This is a genomic window from Methylobacterium sp. WSM2598 (assembly GCF_000379105.1).
GTDB lineage: Bacteria > Pseudomonadota > Alphaproteobacteria > Rhizobiales > Beijerinckiaceae > Methylobacterium.
The window spans coordinates 3,443,962-3,459,621 of record NZ_KB900609.1; the positions used below are offsets into that span (position 1 = coordinate 3,443,962).

A 15,660-nucleotide genomic window follows, 5' to 3' on the forward strand; every position below is an offset into this window, starting at 1 on the left:
ATCAACTTCGTCGGCTAGTGCATAAACGCCGACATTCGCATCAGATGCCCGGCTGCTAACCGGCTGAAGCTGCAGAGAAAATCGCTCCGTGCGGTGTACCTTTTGAAGGCGTCAGTGCACTTCTGTAACGGGCATTGGTGTCAATCCCTTCTGAGCGTCATCTCTTCGCCGGAGGCTTGCTTCTGTCCGCAGTCAGCGCAGGGCTGCTGCTTGATGATGTCTGCTGAGGATCGGTTGGCCTATCTAGGGTCGCGCAGTCACCTCGTCGGCGCTGCTGTGCACTGAACGGCCTGACCGGATCCATCGTCCCGGCGAAGGGACTCGGCCTCGGGGGGGCTGATGGTGATGAGCCCACCCGAAGAGTGTGTCGTCTCTCCTGGTCTAAGCGGCGGCCAGAGGCGCAGCTTTGTGAGTGACGAAAGAGGTCTGGTCGCGCAGCATCCGGTGCAGCACGACCGCGAGCTTGCGTGCGAGGGCGACCTTGGCCTTGCGCAGACCTGCACGCTTGGCGACGCTCAAGGCCCAGGTCTTCAGGTCGGATCCCTTCACCGGCCGCATCAGGATGACATTGGCCGCCTCATAGAGGGCGGTGCGCACTCCAGCGTCGCCGACCTTGGAGATCCGCCCCGTGTAGTCCGTCTCGCCGGACTGATACTTCTTGGGCGTCAGGCCAAAGTGGGGTCCAACCGCTCGTGATGAGCGAAACCGCTGCGGATCGTCCACCGCCGCCACGAAGGTCAGCGCCACCACGACGCCCACGCCGGGTGTTGTCATCAAGCGATGCGCCCTCTCGTCCTGGCGCGCCATAGCCCGCACCCGACGCTCAAAACCGCGGAGCTCCTCAGCGAGCACCTCTCGCGCCTTCAGCAGCGCGGTCGCGATCATCTCCAGAGCGGGATGGCCGTCGACCAGTGTCCGTATCCGGGCCGGATAGGTCTTCGGCGTCGTGGCGCCGACCTTCAGCCCGAAACCCCGCAGGATCCCGCGCAGGCTCATCTCCATATCGTGCAGCTTGCCCTGCACCAGCTTGCGCGCCGTCAGCATCGCACGGACCTCCTGCGCCGGGACCGACTTGCAGTGCACCGGGCGGAACCAACCCAGCCGCATCAGCTGAGCGATGCCGCGGGCGTCCTTCTTGTCGGTCTTCACCGGCATGGTCTTGAAGGCTGCGCGCACGTGGCGGGTCTCCAGCAACTCCACCGCCAAGCCGGCCCTGCTCATGGACGCGTAGAGCCACTGCGACAGCGGCCCGGCTTCCAATCCGATCCGCTCCATGGCCACGGGATGCTCGGCGAACCAGCTGATCAGGGCGTCAGGCTCACTCAGCACCTTCGCTTCGCGGACGATCTTCCCCTCAGCATCGACGACACAGACGTATGAGGCTTCCAGAGACACGTCGATCCCGGCATACTGCTTCATGGTCGTTCCTCGATGATGCTTGGCGCAGGCCCAAACCTGACGCCGTTGACTTCGGACACCATCATTCTGAGGGACGACCACCCAACCTCAAGCGCTCCGGTGTTCGGCGCGCCCGTTACATCATCTAGCTCAGCAACTTACTCACAGGCCGCTCCGTTTCTAAGGCACTCTGTTCCGTTTCATCAACGGCGGCTAGCGCGCAACTTCCCAGCCATGGCCGTGAAGCTCTCGCTGCCCCCGCTCGAAAGGACGCAGCCTGTGACCCAAGCCGCTGACACATCCCCCGCAGTCCTCGGCCGTGCCCAAGGCACACTCCTCGGCCTCGCAGTCGGTGACGCCCTCGGCAGTACGCTGGAGTTCGTCGAGCGCGACACCCAGCCCCTGCACACCGAGATGCTCGGCGGCGGCCCCTTCGACCTCGAACCGGGGCAGTGGACCGACGACACCGCCATGGCGCTTGCCCTCGCCGACAGCCTCATCGACTGCTCGGGCCTCGACCCGCACGATCTCGCCACTCGCTTCGTCCGCTGGTGGCAAAACGGCGCCTACAGCTGCACCGACACCTGCTTCGACATAGGCATCACCACCAGTGAGGCACTCGCCCGCTTCGTCCGCACCGGCCAGCCCTACGCCGGCTCCACTCACCCGCGCTCCGCCGGCAACGGCAGCCTCATGCGCCTAGCACCCGTCGCGCTCTTCTCCCTTAATGACCCCGAGCGCGCCGATCAGCTCGCCCGTGATCAGAGTCGGGTCACACATGCCGCCCCGCAGGCCGTCGAGGCTTGTGCCTACTTCGTCCAGCTCCTGCGCGAAGCCATCCTCGGCCAGCCCGACGTACTCCGCTCCCGCACCTGGTCCAGCGACTCGGCCGTCGCCGCCATCGCCGCCGGGTCTTGGCGCCAGAAGTCACGCGACCAGCTCCGTTCATCCGGTTACGTCATCGACACACTCGAAGCCGCGCTCTGGGCCGTGGGCACCACCACCAGCTTCGAGGACGCGCTGATCCTTGCCGTAAACCTCGGCGAGGACGCCGACACGGTCGGCGCAGTCGCTGGTCAACTCGCTGGCGCTCTATACGGCGCCGCCGCCATTCCGGAGCGCTGGCTTCAGCCCCTGGCCTGGAGGGACCGAATCACTCGGATAGCTGACCAGCTGCGGCCATTCTGCCTGGTGAGTTCGGCTTCAAGCGCAGTGTCCTGAACCAGTCGGAGGCCTTCAGGATGCATCGTAAGTCGGTCAAAGAGCCGTTCGCTGTGAACTCACTCGGTCACGAACAAAAGCTCCAGAGCGGCTAGGTTGCTGCCGGACGTGCGCTCCTGTATGGCCGCGCCAATGGCCTCACAGGCGACGAAGAATGAGTTCATCCCCCTACGCCTACCATCCCGACATGCCTGACGGGTGCCCGCTGGATGGAGCAGAACCTGCAGGCACCATCTACAAGGCAGTCAGCAATTTTCCCGCCACTGCAGCAGACTTCGAATCAGACATCGAGACTAATAAGAGTGGTGCCAAGTCTAACAGGTGCAAGAACTGGGGCTGCTCTGTCTGGCAAAGCATCGAAGCCGCAGAGCACGGCCGTGCAACGTACGCACACTTCCGCGAAAGCTATATCGTCATGGGGAATCTCGCCCCAGCCGACGGCGAGATTCTGACGACGCCCTCCAAGAAGCAGCCACAGCATTCCACCTTCTGGAAGGTGCATCAGCTCGATATCTCGGGTAAATTCGTCATGGTTCTGGAACCGGAACCGGGAGAGGATGACGACCCGCTGGGGCCGGAGACTTAACCATGTGGTCTGTCGAGGAACCGGCGCTTCCTGCTTGGACAACCTTCCCTCTGGATCCGGAGGAAATTCTCTATGAATTCGACGGCCCTCTAACGTTTACAGCAAAATTTGGCTTCTTTAACGCACTTTTCCATAAAGTTGGACAACGGCGAGGATCGCATTTCTATATAGCCGTCGAAACGTCAGTAGACATCATCAGCGCACTTAAATCTGGCAGGATATCTGTCCGAGGAGCGTTAAATCGGCAACACGCGTGGATAATAGAGACGCTGAGCGATCTCTCAGTAGTTCGTTACTGGCAGTGCTCGAACGACAACATGCCGGAGAGGCTGCTCCCCAGGCGAGGGGTGTCGCTATACTCTTATCTCGGGCAAAGTCCAAATAGCGTTGAGCAAGTTAACGCATTTTTCTCAATGGCGTTTGTAGGACCAGATCTAAAGTCCAGCAGTGTTCCATTCTCTCTACTCAAAAAGCTCATAAACGAGTCGTATGATGCTGCTAGACGCTTCCTCAGCCCGGTCTTTTTATCGGGAGCAAAGAGCGTAACCTTCGATTTTCCCGCAAAAACCGTTCCAGGCAGTTTGGTTCTGACTTTAGACGAGCCAATTATCAATGCCAATCGCCTCAAACAAAGAACATCTGACGCGCCAGTATCTGTCGAAGCGGCTCGCTCGTCTTTTGCTCGTCAGCGCGAGAGTTTTTTCGATGAAGTGGAAGAACTGGTTGTCCAGGCTTCGACTGGCCAAGTCGCGGACAGTTTAGCGGAAGAGAGATTTTCCCTTCTCGACAACATCCAGCATATCATTCCGTCGGACGAGAACCGGATCAAGCAAGTCGAGTTTTCCGGAAGATCAACATCTATCACCCGTGCACTGGTCGTAGACGAAAAGGCTGGAACTACGATTCACCGGGCATTCAAGCGCGTTGAGCGTCAGGTAGTCACCGAAACGGGCCGCATCGAAATCGTCAACGTCCCAAGCAAGTATTTCGTGTACCGCTCCACAAGGGGCAAACAGGTGGCCTGCCATATTCCTGCAGATATGTTTGGCCGCCTAAACGCCGACGGCCGCATACTGAATGGTGCCTTAGTCAAGGTGCGCGGACACCTGCGAAAGCGCCCTAAACGCGATCAAATGATCACAGAGTTTGAGCCTGTTATCTCGGACTCCTCGCACACGGAGGACAATTCGTAGCCTAACCCCGAGCGCGAACTTCGCACGCAGCCAGACAAAACGCTGGGGGTGTAGGTCTATAACGGCCTACGCGCCCGCTGGTTGGCGAGCTACATACATCCACAACCCCTGTAGCCCCGGTGGGTGAGATGATCGGGCGGAAGGTGACCACGGAGCCCCTGTCTCGGTAGCCGAGCGAGCCATAGGGAAGCACTCTCCTCCACAGCCACTCCGTCCATACGCCGCCACGCTCCAGTTGCCGACGTACTTCCCAACCTCCACTCCCAGCGTCCTCCTACCGCCTGAATACCTGTGCGCCGCCGGCGTCGACCTTCGTCTCGGCGCCCGCAAGTTCGCTCCTGCCGCGCTGAACCTCCGGCTGTACCTACCTGCAGCCCGAGGCCAGTCTCATGGACCACAGCACTTCTCCTAACGTTGCCAGCCCATCGCCCGCCAGCACAAGCTCGCTCATCCGCGCCCCCCTCGTTCCGGAGCCGCTCCTTCGTCAGCACACCTGCTTCATCGTCGGCGACACCCGCTTCCGCGCCGCCGCCCGCCTGCGCCAGTCAGTCTGGCGAGAAGCTGAGCTGGGCCTCCCTGCCGGCCTTCATCGCCCCGGCGGCAACCGCAACCTCCCTCCCATCGTCCTCGGCTCCGCCCTCCAGCCGACCGATGCCGCCCGCGGCCTGAACTTCATTAGCCCTGTCGTGCACGCCTTCGTCCGCCGCACTCTCGTTCTCAGGGAAGAAGGCGCCCTCGTCCACTACGACCGGCTTCATCGGAACCTGCTCAGCTCCGAGGCGCTCACGTACAATCTGTTCGCCCCGCTGGCCCTCAACCTCGACCTCGCGACCGCCGTCTTTCGGCAGCTCCTGCCGGACTTCGTCGATCGCGTCACCGCGATCCGCTTCGAAACCTCACCAGGCCGACACGACCCCCGCTACCTCGACGACGGCACCGCCTTCGACGCCGCGGTCGCGGTGATCACGCCGGAAGGGGAGAGGGCCACCATCTTCATCGAGGTCAAATACGGCGAAGGCTGCACCGGGGCGGCCGCTACGCACCGCCCCCGCTACGACGAGGCCAGCCGCGAGGCTGCCCTTCATCATAACCCCGACAGTCCGGCGCTCCGCTCCACGCTGCTGGAGCAGTTCTGGCGCCTGCACCTCCTCGCGCAACTCGCCGTTCGTCACGGCGTCACGCCGAGGGCGCACCTCCTCGCCCTCGCTCCCCGGCTGAACCGGCGCGTGTCGGCCGCCACCAGCATTTACGCGACCCAGCTCATCGATCGCGCCGGTACATCGCCGGCCATCACCGGCTTCTCCGCCCTCACGCTCGAGGCCTTCGTCTCCGCCCTGGCGCAGGCGGGCGGCGGCGCGGAAGCAGGCTATCTCTGGCACCGCTACCTCAATCTCCGGCCTGTCCTGGACCTCGTCTTGGCTGAGCCCCCCACACCCGATCGGGATCCGCCGCCTGCCGGGGCACCGCTGGCTCTGCTGCCACCCCGTTCATCAGCAACGCCGGCCGGTGAGGCGGTGCCGCCTACTGTCATCACTTCATCGGACAAGGTCGGACCCGCGGCTCGGCAGCAACGACGACCTGCTGCACCCGCGACAGCACCTTCATCAGGCGTGGCAGAAGTGCGCCCGGTGCGGAGGTCCAAGGGCAAGGCTCCTGTTTCCTCGCCTCGAACAAAAGCCCGTTCATCGGCGCCTCGCCATCCGACCCAGGAGGTGCGCTGATGGTCCGGCCACTCCTCACCGCTGGCCTTCGTCAGCAACTCCTCGCCAACGGCCGTCGTACCGCCCGAGATGAGGAGACCGATCCGCCTCCGGTCCTGAAGCTCTTCATGCCGGACGGCCCCGGCACCTGGCTCCTGACCGAACTCGACCCTACTGAGCCCACTCGGGCCTTTGGCCTCTGACCTCGGCCTGGGCTGTCCCGAACTCGGCTACGTCGACCTGCTTGAACTCGCGGCTCTCCGGGGCCGCCTTCGCCTACCCGTCGGACGTGACATTCATTTCCGTGCCAACCGTCCCCTCTCCGCCTACGCCGCTGAAGCCCAAGCCGCCGGGAGGATCACTATATGACGCTCCATCCCTTTCCGGATCAGCTTCAGACCGACGCCGACGATGAACTCGTCCCGCATCTGACGCACGACCCCACAACGGGCCTACCCTGGCCCGCACCAGCGGTGCCTGAGCCCGACTTCGTCACCCTTCGCCAGCTACCTCATCGGCTGGCTCGCTGCGGCAACTGACGGCTGCTCGGTCCTGCCCGATGGCACCTGCCAGCACGGTCATCCCTCCTGGCTGCGCCGCCTCGGTGTCCTCTAATCCACCTGGAGGGGCGCAGTCCGCGGGCCTTCCTCGGCCTCCTAAATAACGATGTCTAGTCAACTGCTTAGATGGCTCCATCGGCGTGCCGTTCCGTTTCTCCGCCGACCCGCTCCGTTTCTTCATCTACGTGGCGGGAGCCGCCGGCACGGACATCTGACGGGTCAACCGCCAAGCTGAATTCCAACGGGTGAGAGTGACCCCTTCCAGACCTTCAGCCATTGCGTTTGGGACGACCGCTTTCGAGTGCTATGCGGACGCTCGCTCTCGGAACGCAGGGATGACGAGCACAGGATGCAGGCCTGGCTGCCCACCTGTGCCACAGGCATCCATCTATCGGTGAGTGTATAGATAGGCTGCGATATCCCGAGCCTGCACCTCTGAAACACCCGTGACCGGCATGGCTGTCCGGGGGGCGAGGGCTTTCGGATCGACGATCCAATGCACGAGGTTCTCGGGCGTGTTCGCCACGACCCCGCCAATGTAGACGCGCTCGGCTACAGTGCCCAAGGGTGGGCCGATCCGCCCCCGAGGGCCCGCAAGTCCCGGAATCTCGTGGCAGCCAGCGCAGCCGTAGGTGATCATCAGCTCCGGCGCGCGGTCGGGGTTTCCCCCGGTCAGGTTCCTGGCAAGCTCGACCCGCTGACGATGCTGCTCGATCCGGTGAGTGACGATGCCACCAGTGGCGAGAACCGCCGCCGAGGCGAGGAGCGCGATCCATCTAAGCCGCATGGGCTTGCCTCGCTGCTTCCAGTCCTGAGCGCCGGATCCAAAGCCCTGCCAAGGTCAGGGCGGCCACTGCGTAGACCAGCCCGGCCGGCACCCACATGACCAGACCAGCGAGTTGCTGATCCTCGAGGGGACTCAGACCCCACTCGGCTGCCGCCGCGACCTGACGCGGGTACCAGAGCCGCGGCGAGACCGTCAGCAGGACCCCGAGCAGGCCCGTGTGGAGGCTCGTCAGGAAAAGGTAGAGGAAGGACGCCCCATAGCCGCGGCTTCGGACGTGCCCCAGCAGCAGGGCCCACCAGAACAGGAGCGCGGAGAGCAGGAAGCTGAGGTGCTGAAGCCAATGCGCGAGGGCGCTCACCAGCACGAGATCGTAGAGGCCAGGCATGTGCCAGGCCCAGAGCGCCACCCCGTGGAGCAGCGTCGCCGCGAATGGCGTCCGCACGAGCCGCCACCCGGTACCGAGTACCGGCAGGCGGATGACCCCGCCAGCGTAGGGCCGCCAGGGCGCAGGAAGGGCCCACAGCATCGTGCTTCCCGGACGGGCGAGTACGAGGAGAGGGGCAGCGATGACCATCAGGAGTTCGTGCTCGACCATGTGAGCGGTGAACAGGCGCTCGCCCAGCCAGTGCAGCGGCGACAACAGGGCCAGCGCCAGGACGGTCCATCCGCTCCAGAAGCAGACGACCTGCCAGCGACGCACGCCGCGGCCGTGACCGGCCCGCCGCCACAGGCGCGCCGTGCCGACCAGGAACAGGATGGCGCTGCAGTAGAGCGGGACGATCACCCTCAGGTCGCTCGTCCAGGCGGGACCGCTCAGCCACAGCTCGCCCAGATCACCGCCGTGGGCCGAGGCGCCGGTCGGCAGGATGAGCGCCGCGGTGAACACGGCGACGCCTGCTGCGTGGGCGCGCCCATCCTTCGTGCCGCAGGCTGCGGACCGGGTCACCGCTCGCACCCGCTGAACACCAAGCCGGCGACACCGTGCAGCGCAACAACAACGGCGAACAAGAGTGAGACCAATACGCCGATCGCGGCAATCAGCCGGTGAGGACGCCCGCCTTCGGGCGAATCGAGGGAGGCCGCGCGCGACCCGTCCGGGGCTGGCACGGTGGTCTCGTCGGCTTCGGGCGACCAACGATAGGCGCACCAAGAGGAGAAGCTGCCGGCCAGGCTGACCGCGACCAGCACCGCCGCGAGGAGTGTGATGACCGGGAACCGGTGTGCGCAGCTCCAGGGAGCGAGCGCGTAGTTCGCCTGCGTGCTCACCAGCCACGCCGCCGGGCCGGCGAAGATTCCGGCGGAGGGCAATCCTCTCGTCAGCCAGCTCTGCATTGCACCCTCACCAGCGTGGAAGCCAGTACACGGCCAAGTAGATTGGCAACCAGGACAGCACGACGAAGTACCAGTAGAAGGCGTTGTCGCTGACGTCGCTGAAGCGCTTGCCCGTCGCGTGGCGCGTGAACATCAGGGCGGTGAGCACCAGAGTGTCGCCCGCATCCGTGATCAGATGTGTCAGGTGCAGGCCGAGCAGCACCCACGTGATCGAGCCGTAGGCGTTCTGGTCCCAGTTCACGCCGAGGCCCGTGAATTCGTAGATCCGGAGGGCGGTCGCTGCGAGCGCGACAAGCGACATGACCACGAGGTCGCGCCGCACGCGCCGAAGGTCCTGCGCGTGGGCGTTGCGGTCGGCCACCCGGTTCGGCCACAGGCTCGCGAGCAGCAGCAGGGTGTTGAGGGTTCCGGCCCAGTGGTCGGGCGGCGCCGGCGCCAGGGGCCACTGCTGGTTCTGCTGCACGAGGTAGAAGTAGGTGCCGAGCGCAAGCGCGAACCCGGTGCCCTCGACGACGAAGAACCCGAGCGTGCCCCACCACATAGGACTCGTCGGGCCGAAGCCGTAGGTTGGGAGCGCCGAGATGTCCCGGGTCACCCGCGGAGCGTCAGTCTGGACCGGTCTTGCCTCGGTCCGCAGTGTACTCATTCCTCGTCCTCCGGCGTGTTCTTGGGCCAGAACCAGCCGGTGAGTGCCGCCGCGATCGGCAGCGCCCCCCAGAGCACCGCGTAGGGTGTGAAGATCGAGGCGATGAAGGTCGCTCCCACCGCGAGCGCCGCCACGAGCGGCCAGATCGAGGGAGTGGGCGAGGTCTCGCGCAACTGGGGCTCCGCCTCGGCCACGCTGCTGACCACCAGTTCGCGGTGGCCAACGCTCAGGCCTGTCACAACGGGGAGGCGGCCGCGCTCCGCCCAGAGGGGCTCGCGGTGCGTGACGAGCGGGATGCGGTCGAAGTTCTGAGGAGGAGGCGGGGACGCCGTCGCCCATTCGAGGGTGCCGGCCCCCCAGGGGTTCGGGCCGGCGATGTCGCCGCCGCGCAGGCTCGCTACGACGTTCCAGAGGAAGACCAGGAAACCCGCGAACAGGATGAGCGCCCCCACCGTCGACAGGAGCTGCAGGTCGCCCCAGCCCATCTCGGGCCCGTAGGTGTAGACGCGCCGCGGCATGCCCAACAGGCCGCTGATGTGCATGGGGAAGAACGCGACATTGAAGCCCACGAAGACGAGCCAGAAGTTCCAGGCGCCGAGCCGCTCGCTCAGCAGGCGTCCGGTGAACTTGGGGAACCAGTAGTAGATCGCGCCGAGGAGCGGGAAGACATTGCCGCCGATCAGCACGTAGTGGAAATGCGCGACGACGAAGTAGGTGTCGTGGACCTGCGTGTCGATCGGCACCGAGGCGAGCATGATGCCGGAGAGCCCGCCCGCCACGAAGACGAAGAAGAAGCCGCAGACGAACAGAAGCGGGGTGCGCCAGAGCGGCCGCCCGTCCCAGAGCGTGACGATCCAGCAGAAGATCTGCAGCCCGTTCGGGATCGCGATCATCATGCTGGAGGCGGTGAAGAAGGCCGCCCCGAGCTGGGGCAGCCCGGTCACGAACATGTGGTGCACCCACAGGCCGAATGACAGGAAGCCGGTGGCGATCAGGGACAGGACCAGGGCGAGATAGCCGAAGATCTCGCGCCGGGCGAAGGTCGGGATGATCGCCGACACGAAGGCGGTGCCCGGCAGGAAGATGATGTAGACTTCCGGGTGCCCGAAGAACCAGAACAGGTGCTGGTAGAGCAGCGCGTCGCCGCCTTCCGCGGGGTTGAACAGGTGCGTGCCGACCAGCCGGTCGAGAATCAGGAAGGTCGAGGCGATCATCACCGCCGGCAGCGCGAACACGATGATGAAGGAGTTGACGAACAGCGCCCAGACGAAGAGTGGGATGCGGTCGAGCGTCATGCCGGGCGCTCGCTGCTTGAGCACCGTCACGATGATTTCGATGGCCACGGCGAGGCCGGAGAGTTCGGTGAAGGTGATCATCTGCGCCCAGGTGTCGGCGCGCTTGCCGGGCGAGTATTCCGGGCCGGAGAGCGGCACGTAGGCGAACCAGCCGACGTCGGGGCCGATGTTGAGCAGGAACGAGATCCAGAGGAACAGCCCGCCCGACACATAGACCCAGTAGGAGAAGGCGTTGAGGCGCGGGAACGCGATGTTGCGGGTGCCGACCATCAGCGGCACGAGGTAGACCGCCATGGCCTCCCCGATCGGCACGCCGAACAGGAACATCATGGTCGAGCCGTGCATCGTGAAGAGCTGGTTGTAGGTGTCGGGGCCGACGAGCCCGCTCTCCGGCCGCGCGAGCTGCAGGCGCATGACCAGGGCGGTGAGGCCGCCGAGGAACAGGAACAGGAAGGCGGTGGCGATGTATCGGCGGCCGATGATCTTGTGGTCGACCGTGCTGAGGGCGCCAAGGAGACCGCGCCGGGTGCCCCAAACACGACTGAGCCGCGAGCTGAGTGTCGATCCGTCGAGGTTCGTGTCGCGCAGGTCGCTAGTCGCGGACGCCGCATCGCTCATTTGAGCCCCTCGAGGTAGGCCGAGATGGTGTTCAACTGGTCGGGGTCGAGTTTCACGAGAGGCATGTTCACCCCGGGCTTGATGCCGTGTGGATCCACGATCCAGGCGGCCAGGTTGCCCCGGCTCATCGGCAGGGTGCCGGCGGCCAGCGTGCGGCGCGAGCCCACGTGAGTGAGTTCCGGACCGTTGCGGCCGGCCGCGGCGGTGCCGCGCACCTGGTGGCACATGGAGCAGGGCGCGGCGACGAACGCCGCCTCGCCCGCCCGGGTCTCATCACTCGCGGGCTCCGGACGCGGCGCGACTTGACCGTCCCGCCAATGCGCGAACGCCGCCTCGTCTTCGGCAATCACGAGCAAGCCCATCTTGGCGTGCTGCATCCCGCAGAACTCGGCGCATTGGCCACGGTAAATCCCGGGACGCTCGACGGTGAAGTGGATCGCGTTGTTCCGCCCCGGGATCAGGTCCTGCTTGCCCATCAGGCTCGGGACCCAGAAGGAGTGGATCACGTCGGTCGATTCGAGCTTCACCTGAACCGGCACCCCGACCGGCACGTGGATCTCGTTGGCGGTGGTGAAGCCGCGGCTCGGCTCGGGGTCCTCGTACTGCACCTCCCACCACCACTGGTGCCCGATGACACGGATCGTCACCTGGGCCGCCTCATCGTCGAACAGCCGGCGCTGCCCGGCGTAGCTCAGACCGGTCAGAACCAGCACGACGAGACCCGTCGCGACCGTCAGCCCCGTCACGAGCGCGGTCGCGCGCCGCTCGCGCTGCGGATCGGCTGCCAGCGGGTCGGTTCCCTCCGCCCGCCTCGCCCGGAAGCTCGCGACGAGGGCGAGCATCACGGCCAGCCAGATTGCCGCCAGCACGGCGGTGAACAGCCAGAACAGCCACAGCAGGTCCCGCGCCTGCGGGCTGACCGGGCTCAGGGGGGACTGCACGAAGTTACAGCTCGCGAGCGGTGCGGCGAGGCCGAGGGCCAGGATGCGCCGAGCACTCCTCCGCGGGATCATTGCGGCATCTGCCCTGAAGGCGGAACGATCCCGCCCGAGACCGGTGGGCTCGGGCTGGTCCGGTTCTCGGACGGATGCGGATGCATGCTGTCGCTGCGGGAAGGCGCCGCGCTCGACGGCACATTACCGCTCATCGAGCGCACGTAGGCGGCGAGTTCCCAGATCTGATCGTCAGGGATGCGCCCGCGGAATGACGGCATCCCGTTCGGGCGCCCCTCACGGATAGTCTGCACGATGTTTTCGATCGACCCGCCGTAAATCCAGAGGTCGTCGATCAGAGCGGGTCCCATGCCGCCGCCGCCCTGGGCGTGGCAGCCGCTACAGTTGAACCAGGTGAAGAGCTTCTTGCCCTGGCTCAGGTGGTAGGCGTTGCCCTCGAACTCCTGGGCCTTGCCGCTCGTGCGGGTTGTCGGGTGCGCTTCGCCCGGCGACAAATCGACGAGGGCAACCTGCTCCCGCGATTCCGATCCGATGGGGCTCGGGCGCGCTTCGCGATCCTCCCTCTGGCAGGCTGAGAGGGAGAGCACGGCGAGCGCCAACGTGGACATGCGCCGCTTCATGGCCCGCCCGCCTCGATTCGATGCCCGCCGTCCGGACGGGGCACGTCGTACTGGAGGAGGATCGCGTCGATCTCGGCCCGGTGGCGTTCGAGCGCTGCGCCGATTTCTCGGCGAAGGTCCTCGTCCTCCCGCCGCACTCCCATGGCAACGTCGAAGACCATCGGACCTTTCGGCCCATCGATGACAGGCTCGATCGGTGTCACCCGGAGCGGCGGGTTCGCGCGCGCCGCGAAGTAGCCAGCCATCGGTCCCCACGCGAGGGCGAGATCGATCTCGCCCCTCGCGACCGCGTCGATGATCCGGGCGGGCGGGTTCGGCCTCGCGTAGTCACCCGTCAGGAGGTACCCGCGCACGTTCTCGGTCATGCCCCGACGGGCGAGCGCCTGTGCGGGCGGCGTGCTGGCTGCATCATTGCCGGCGAGCTGCACGCCGACGGTCATGCGCGTCAGGTTCGAGTCATCGAGGGATCCGACCGAGGGGCCATTCGGACGCGATACGAACACGTAGGTAGAACGGTAGTAGGGCCGAGTCGGCCGCAAGGCTTCGAGCCCGACCGGAACCGCGGGAACGAGGTCGCAGCGGCCAGCGAGGATGGTGTTGCGCAGGAAGCCGCGGCGTTGGGCCCACCACGTGTAAGTCACGATGGCGCCGAGATCGCGGGCGACGATTTCCACGATCCGATTCTCGAAACCCTCCCCGTTCAGGTTCGAGAATGGCATATTGTTCGGGTCCGCACAGACGCGCAGCTCGCGGGCATCGGCACCAGAACAGGAAAGGGCTGCGGCCCAGCCGCAGGCCAACCAGGCAAGCCTACGGAAGGGCGAAATCATAGAGCATGCCCCCCTTGGTCGTGACCTGCTTCAGGTCGCGCATGGCGTTAAGGAATCCCAACGCCCCGGTGCCATCGCGTGGGTCGAGGTCCGCCGAGACGATGACGCCGGGCCAGCCGCCGACGCCCGACAGGATGGCGACGTGCTGGTGCCCGTCGGGACCGCGGTAGGTCGTCGGCTGGCCGATGATCCCCGAGCCGGTCTTGAACTGCCACACCACCTCGCCCGTGCGGGCGTTCACGGCTTTGAACCAGCCGTCCATGGTGCCGTAGAAGGTGACGTCACCGGCGGTGACGAGGGTGCCGCTCCAGACCGGGAATTCCTCCTTGATCGACCACGCGGCGTGCTCGCCCGCGACGTCCCAGGCGGTGTAGACGCCGCGATTCCCGCCCGGCCCCGCCTTCATCCGCGTCTCCGACCCCAGATATGGCGTGCCGGCGATGTAGTTCGCCTGCATGTGCTCCTCGTCCATACAGAGATTGGTATGCGGCAGGTAAAGGAGGCCGGTCTTCGGCGAATAGGCGGAGGGGCTCCAGTCCTTGGCCCCAGACGCGTTCGGGCAAATGTCGCGCATCACCTTGCCCACCTGCGGCTTCTTCTCGGGGATGTACTGCAAACGCCCGGTCTTCAGGTCGACGCCGGTGGTGGTGGTGATCGGGTGGAAGGGCTTGGCCGAGAGCACTTCGCCGCTGGTCCGATCGAGGACGTAGACGTAGCCGTTGCGCTCCGGCCGCACGAGCACCTTCCGGGGCTGTCCCTTCCAGGTCATGTCGAGCAGGATCTGCTCGTTGATGCCGTCCCAGTCGTAGAGGTCGTGCGGGCTCCACTGGTAGAACCAGCGCGCCTGCCCGGTGTCGGCGTCGCGCGCGAAGATGCCGGAGGTCCACTTGTTGTCGCCGGGGCGCTGGTCGGCGTTCCAGGGTCCGGGATTGCCGGTACCGTGGTAGATCAGGTTGAGGTCCGGATCGTAAGACAGCCAGCCCCAGACCGTGCCGCCGCCCTGTTCCCAGGCATTGGGTGGCCACGACTTCACACCAAGGTCCTGTCCCTTGTCGGACTCGTAGAACGGCTTGAAGTCGGATCCGATCAGCACATCCTTGTCGGGCCCGGTGTTGAAGGCCTTCCAGACGACTTTGCCAGACTGCTGGTCAAGGGCCTGGATCCAGCCACGCACCCCCATCTCGCCGCCCGCATTGCCGACGAAGACCTTGCCGTGGGCGACGAGGGGCGCCATCGTCATGGTCTCGCCCACGTGGATGTTGCCGACCTTGGTCTTCCAGGCCTCCTGGCCGGTTGCAGCGTCGACCGAGACGACGTTGCCGTCGAGCGTGTTGAAGAAGACGTGCCCGTCTGCGTAGGTCGGCCCGCGATTCACGACATCGCAGCAGGCGACCCCTTGTGCGGCAGCCTCGGGCTTAGGATTGTATTGCCACTTGAGCGGCGCGCCGGGTTTCGCGAGGTCGAGCGCGTAGAGGATGTTGGGATAGGGCGAGAGCACGTACATCGTGCCGCCCACCACCAGAGGCGAGGACTCCTGCCCGCGGTTCACGCCGACTGAGAAAGTGAAGGCGACACGCAGGTTCTTGACGTTCTCCGGCGTGATCTCCGCCAGTTCGCTGTAGCGCGTGCTGGCGAAGTTCTTGGCCGGCATTGTCCATTGGCCATCGTCCGCGGGTGCTGCAGCCGCAGGAGGGCTGGGATGCTCCTGGGCCGGAGAGCCCGCCGGAACCCGCATCGTCGAAGGGGTGGGCTCCTGCGCGTGCGCCAGGATCGGAAGCGTGAAGCTGAGGAGGAAGCAGGTCCTTAGTGCGAGCCTCTTCACGAAGGCCTCACTCGCTGGCCGGGGCAGGTCCCCCGCGATTGACCGTAAAAGCTGAGGCTGGAGGTAAGTTCCCGATTACGCCGGTTTCTGCGCAAGAGG

14 protein-coding genes and 1 pseudogene are annotated in these 15,660 nt (G+C 65.4%); 5 read left to right on the forward strand and 10 right to left on the reverse strand.

Annotated elements, in window-relative coordinates; genetic code table 11:
* Positions 1-381 precede the first annotated feature (381 nt).
* Positions 382-1,419 carry an IS110 family transposase gene (locus tag MET2598_RS0116460; RefSeq protein WP_018260697.1) on the reverse strand — a complete coding sequence of 346 codons (1,038 nt, stop codon included), beginning with the start codon at positions 1,417-1,419 and terminating at the stop codon, positions 382-384.
* Between the two features lie 213 nt (positions 1,420-1,632).
* On the opposite strand from MET2598_RS0116460, the gene MET2598_RS36680 reads away from it, so the two are divergent.
* From MET2598_RS36680 to MET2598_RS36685, 5 genes and pseudogenes are all read left to right on the forward strand, one after another.
* Positions 1,633-2,619 carry an ADP-ribosylglycohydrolase family protein gene (locus tag MET2598_RS36680; protein WP_018261586.1) on the forward strand — a complete coding sequence of 329 codons (987 nt, stop codon included), beginning with the start codon at positions 1,633-1,635 and terminating at the stop codon, positions 2,617-2,619.
* Positions 2,620-2,773: 154 nt separating this feature from the next.
* Positions 2,774-3,205 (forward strand): hypothetical protein, encoded by a 432-nt coding sequence (locus MET2598_RS41155; protein ID WP_157182174.1) that lies wholly within the window; start codon positions 2,774-2,776, stop codon positions 3,203-3,205.
* 2 nt (positions 3,206-3,207) lie between these two features.
* Positions 3,208-4,398, forward strand: a complete 1,191-nt coding sequence (locus tag MET2598_RS41160; protein WP_157182175.1) for a hypothetical protein — start codon at positions 3,208-3,210, stop codon at positions 4,396-4,398.
* A 389-nt stretch (positions 4,399-4,787) separates the two neighbouring features.
* Positions 4,788-6,119 (forward strand): PGN_0703 family putative restriction endonuclease, encoded by a 1,332-nt coding sequence (locus MET2598_RS0116480; RefSeq protein WP_018261589.1) that lies wholly within the window; start codon positions 4,788-4,790, stop codon positions 6,117-6,119.
* Positions 6,119-6,467 (forward strand): annotated as a pseudogene (locus MET2598_RS36685) (DUF2958 domain-containing protein). Before MET2598_RS0116480 ends, MET2598_RS36685 begins: the two are co-directional and overlap by 1 nt.
* A gap of 579 nt (positions 6,468-7,046) precedes the next feature.
* Here MET2598_RS36685 and MET2598_RS0116490 read toward each other — a convergent pair.
* The 9 genes from MET2598_RS0116490 to MET2598_RS0116530 are packed head-to-tail and all read right to left on the reverse strand — an operon-like array spanning position 7,047 to position 15,474.
* Positions 7,047-7,445, reverse strand: a complete 399-nt coding sequence (locus tag MET2598_RS0116490) for a c-type cytochrome (protein ID WP_018261591.1) — start codon at positions 7,443-7,445, stop codon at positions 7,047-7,049.
* Positions 7,435-8,331 (reverse strand): cytochrome c oxidase assembly protein, encoded by an 897-nt coding sequence (locus MET2598_RS0116495; RefSeq protein WP_018261592.1) that lies wholly within the window; start codon positions 8,329-8,331, stop codon positions 7,435-7,437. The genes MET2598_RS0116490 and MET2598_RS0116495 overlap by 11 nt, the downstream gene beginning before the upstream one ends.
* A 56-nt stretch (positions 8,332-8,387) precedes the next feature.
* Positions 8,388-8,777 carry a hypothetical protein gene (locus MET2598_RS0116500; protein WP_018261593.1) on the reverse strand — a complete coding sequence of 130 codons (390 nt, stop codon included), beginning with the start codon at positions 8,775-8,777 and terminating at the stop codon, positions 8,388-8,390.
* A 7-nt stretch (positions 8,778-8,784) separates the two neighbouring features.
* The gene (locus MET2598_RS0116505) at positions 8,785-9,423 is read right to left on the reverse strand and encodes a cytochrome c oxidase subunit 3 (protein WP_026190767.1); all 639 of its coding nucleotides are present in this window, start codon (positions 9,421-9,423) and stop codon (positions 8,785-8,787) included.
* Complete coding sequence (gene ctaD / locus MET2598_RS0116510) at positions 9,420-11,336, reverse strand: cytochrome c oxidase subunit I (protein WP_018261595.1); 1,917 nt, start codon at positions 11,334-11,336, stop codon at positions 9,420-9,422. The genes MET2598_RS0116505 and ctaD overlap by 4 nt, the downstream gene beginning before the upstream one ends.
* Positions 11,333-12,349 carry a cytochrome c oxidase subunit II gene (coxB, locus tag MET2598_RS0116515; RefSeq protein WP_018261596.1) on the reverse strand — a complete coding sequence of 339 codons (1,017 nt, stop codon included), beginning with the start codon at positions 12,347-12,349 and terminating at the stop codon, positions 11,333-11,335. The genes ctaD and coxB overlap by 4 nt, the downstream gene beginning before the upstream one ends.
* Complete coding sequence (locus MET2598_RS0116520) at positions 12,346-12,909, reverse strand: c-type cytochrome (protein WP_026190768.1); 564 nt, start codon at positions 12,907-12,909, stop codon at positions 12,346-12,348. The genes coxB and MET2598_RS0116520 overlap by 4 nt, the downstream gene beginning before the upstream one ends.
* Positions 12,906-13,739: a substrate-binding domain-containing protein gene (locus MET2598_RS0116525; RefSeq protein WP_026190769.1), complete on the reverse strand. Its 834-nt coding sequence runs from the start codon at positions 13,737-13,739 to the stop codon at positions 12,906-12,908. The genes MET2598_RS0116520 and MET2598_RS0116525 overlap by 4 nt, the downstream gene beginning before the upstream one ends.
* Positions 13,720-15,474, reverse strand: a complete 1,755-nt coding sequence (locus tag MET2598_RS0116530) for a methanol/ethanol family PQQ-dependent dehydrogenase (protein ID WP_269083042.1) — start codon at positions 15,472-15,474, stop codon at positions 13,720-13,722. The genes MET2598_RS0116525 and MET2598_RS0116530 overlap by 20 nt, the downstream gene beginning before the upstream one ends.
* Between the last annotated feature and the right edge of the window lie 186 nt (positions 15,475-15,660).

Excerpts from the sequence above, each read along its gene's own strand:
- MET2598_RS0116460 (WP_018260697.1), bottom strand. The coding sequence starts at position 1,419 with ATGAAGCAGTATGCCGGGATCGACGTGTCTCTGGAAGCCTCATACGTC.
- MET2598_RS36680 (WP_018261586.1), top strand. The coding sequence starts at position 1,633 with ATGGCCGTGAAGCTCTCGCTGCCCCCGCTCGAAAGGACGCAGCCTGTG.
- MET2598_RS41155 (WP_157182174.1), top strand. The coding sequence starts at position 2,774 with ATGAGTTCATCCCCCTACGCCTACCATCCCGACATGCCTGACGGGTGC.
- MET2598_RS41160 (WP_157182175.1), top strand. The coding sequence starts at position 3,208 with ATGTGGTCTGTCGAGGAACCGGCGCTTCCTGCTTGGACAACCTTCCCT.
- MET2598_RS0116480 (WP_018261589.1), top strand. The coding sequence starts at position 4,788 with ATGGACCACAGCACTTCTCCTAACGTTGCCAGCCCATCGCCCGCCAGC.
- MET2598_RS0116490 (WP_018261591.1), bottom strand. The coding sequence starts at position 7,445 with ATGCGGCTTAGATGGATCGCGCTCCTCGCCTCGGCGGCGGTTCTCGCC.
- MET2598_RS0116500 (WP_018261593.1), bottom strand. The coding sequence starts at position 8,777 with ATGCAGAGCTGGCTGACGAGAGGATTGCCCTCCGCCGGAATCTTCGCC.
- MET2598_RS0116505 (WP_026190767.1), bottom strand. The coding sequence starts at position 9,423 with ATGAGTACACTGCGGACCGAGGCAAGACCGGTCCAGACTGACGCTCCG.
- ctaD (WP_018261595.1), bottom strand. The coding sequence starts at position 11,336 with ATGAGCGATGCGGCGTCCGCGACTAGCGACCTGCGCGACACGAACCTC.
- coxB (WP_018261596.1), bottom strand. The coding sequence starts at position 12,349 with ATGATCCCGCGGAGGAGTGCTCGGCGCATCCTGGCCCTCGGCCTCGCC.
- MET2598_RS0116520 (WP_026190768.1), bottom strand. The coding sequence starts at position 12,909 with ATGAAGCGGCGCATGTCCACGTTGGCGCTCGCCGTGCTCTCCCTCTCA.
- MET2598_RS0116525 (WP_026190769.1), bottom strand. The coding sequence starts at position 13,739 with ATGATTTCGCCCTTCCGTAGGCTTGCCTGGTTGGCCTGCGGCTGGGCC.
- MET2598_RS0116530 (WP_269083042.1), bottom strand. The coding sequence starts at position 15,474 with ATGCGGGTTCCGGCGGGCTCTCCGGCCCAGGAGCATCCCAGCCCTCCT.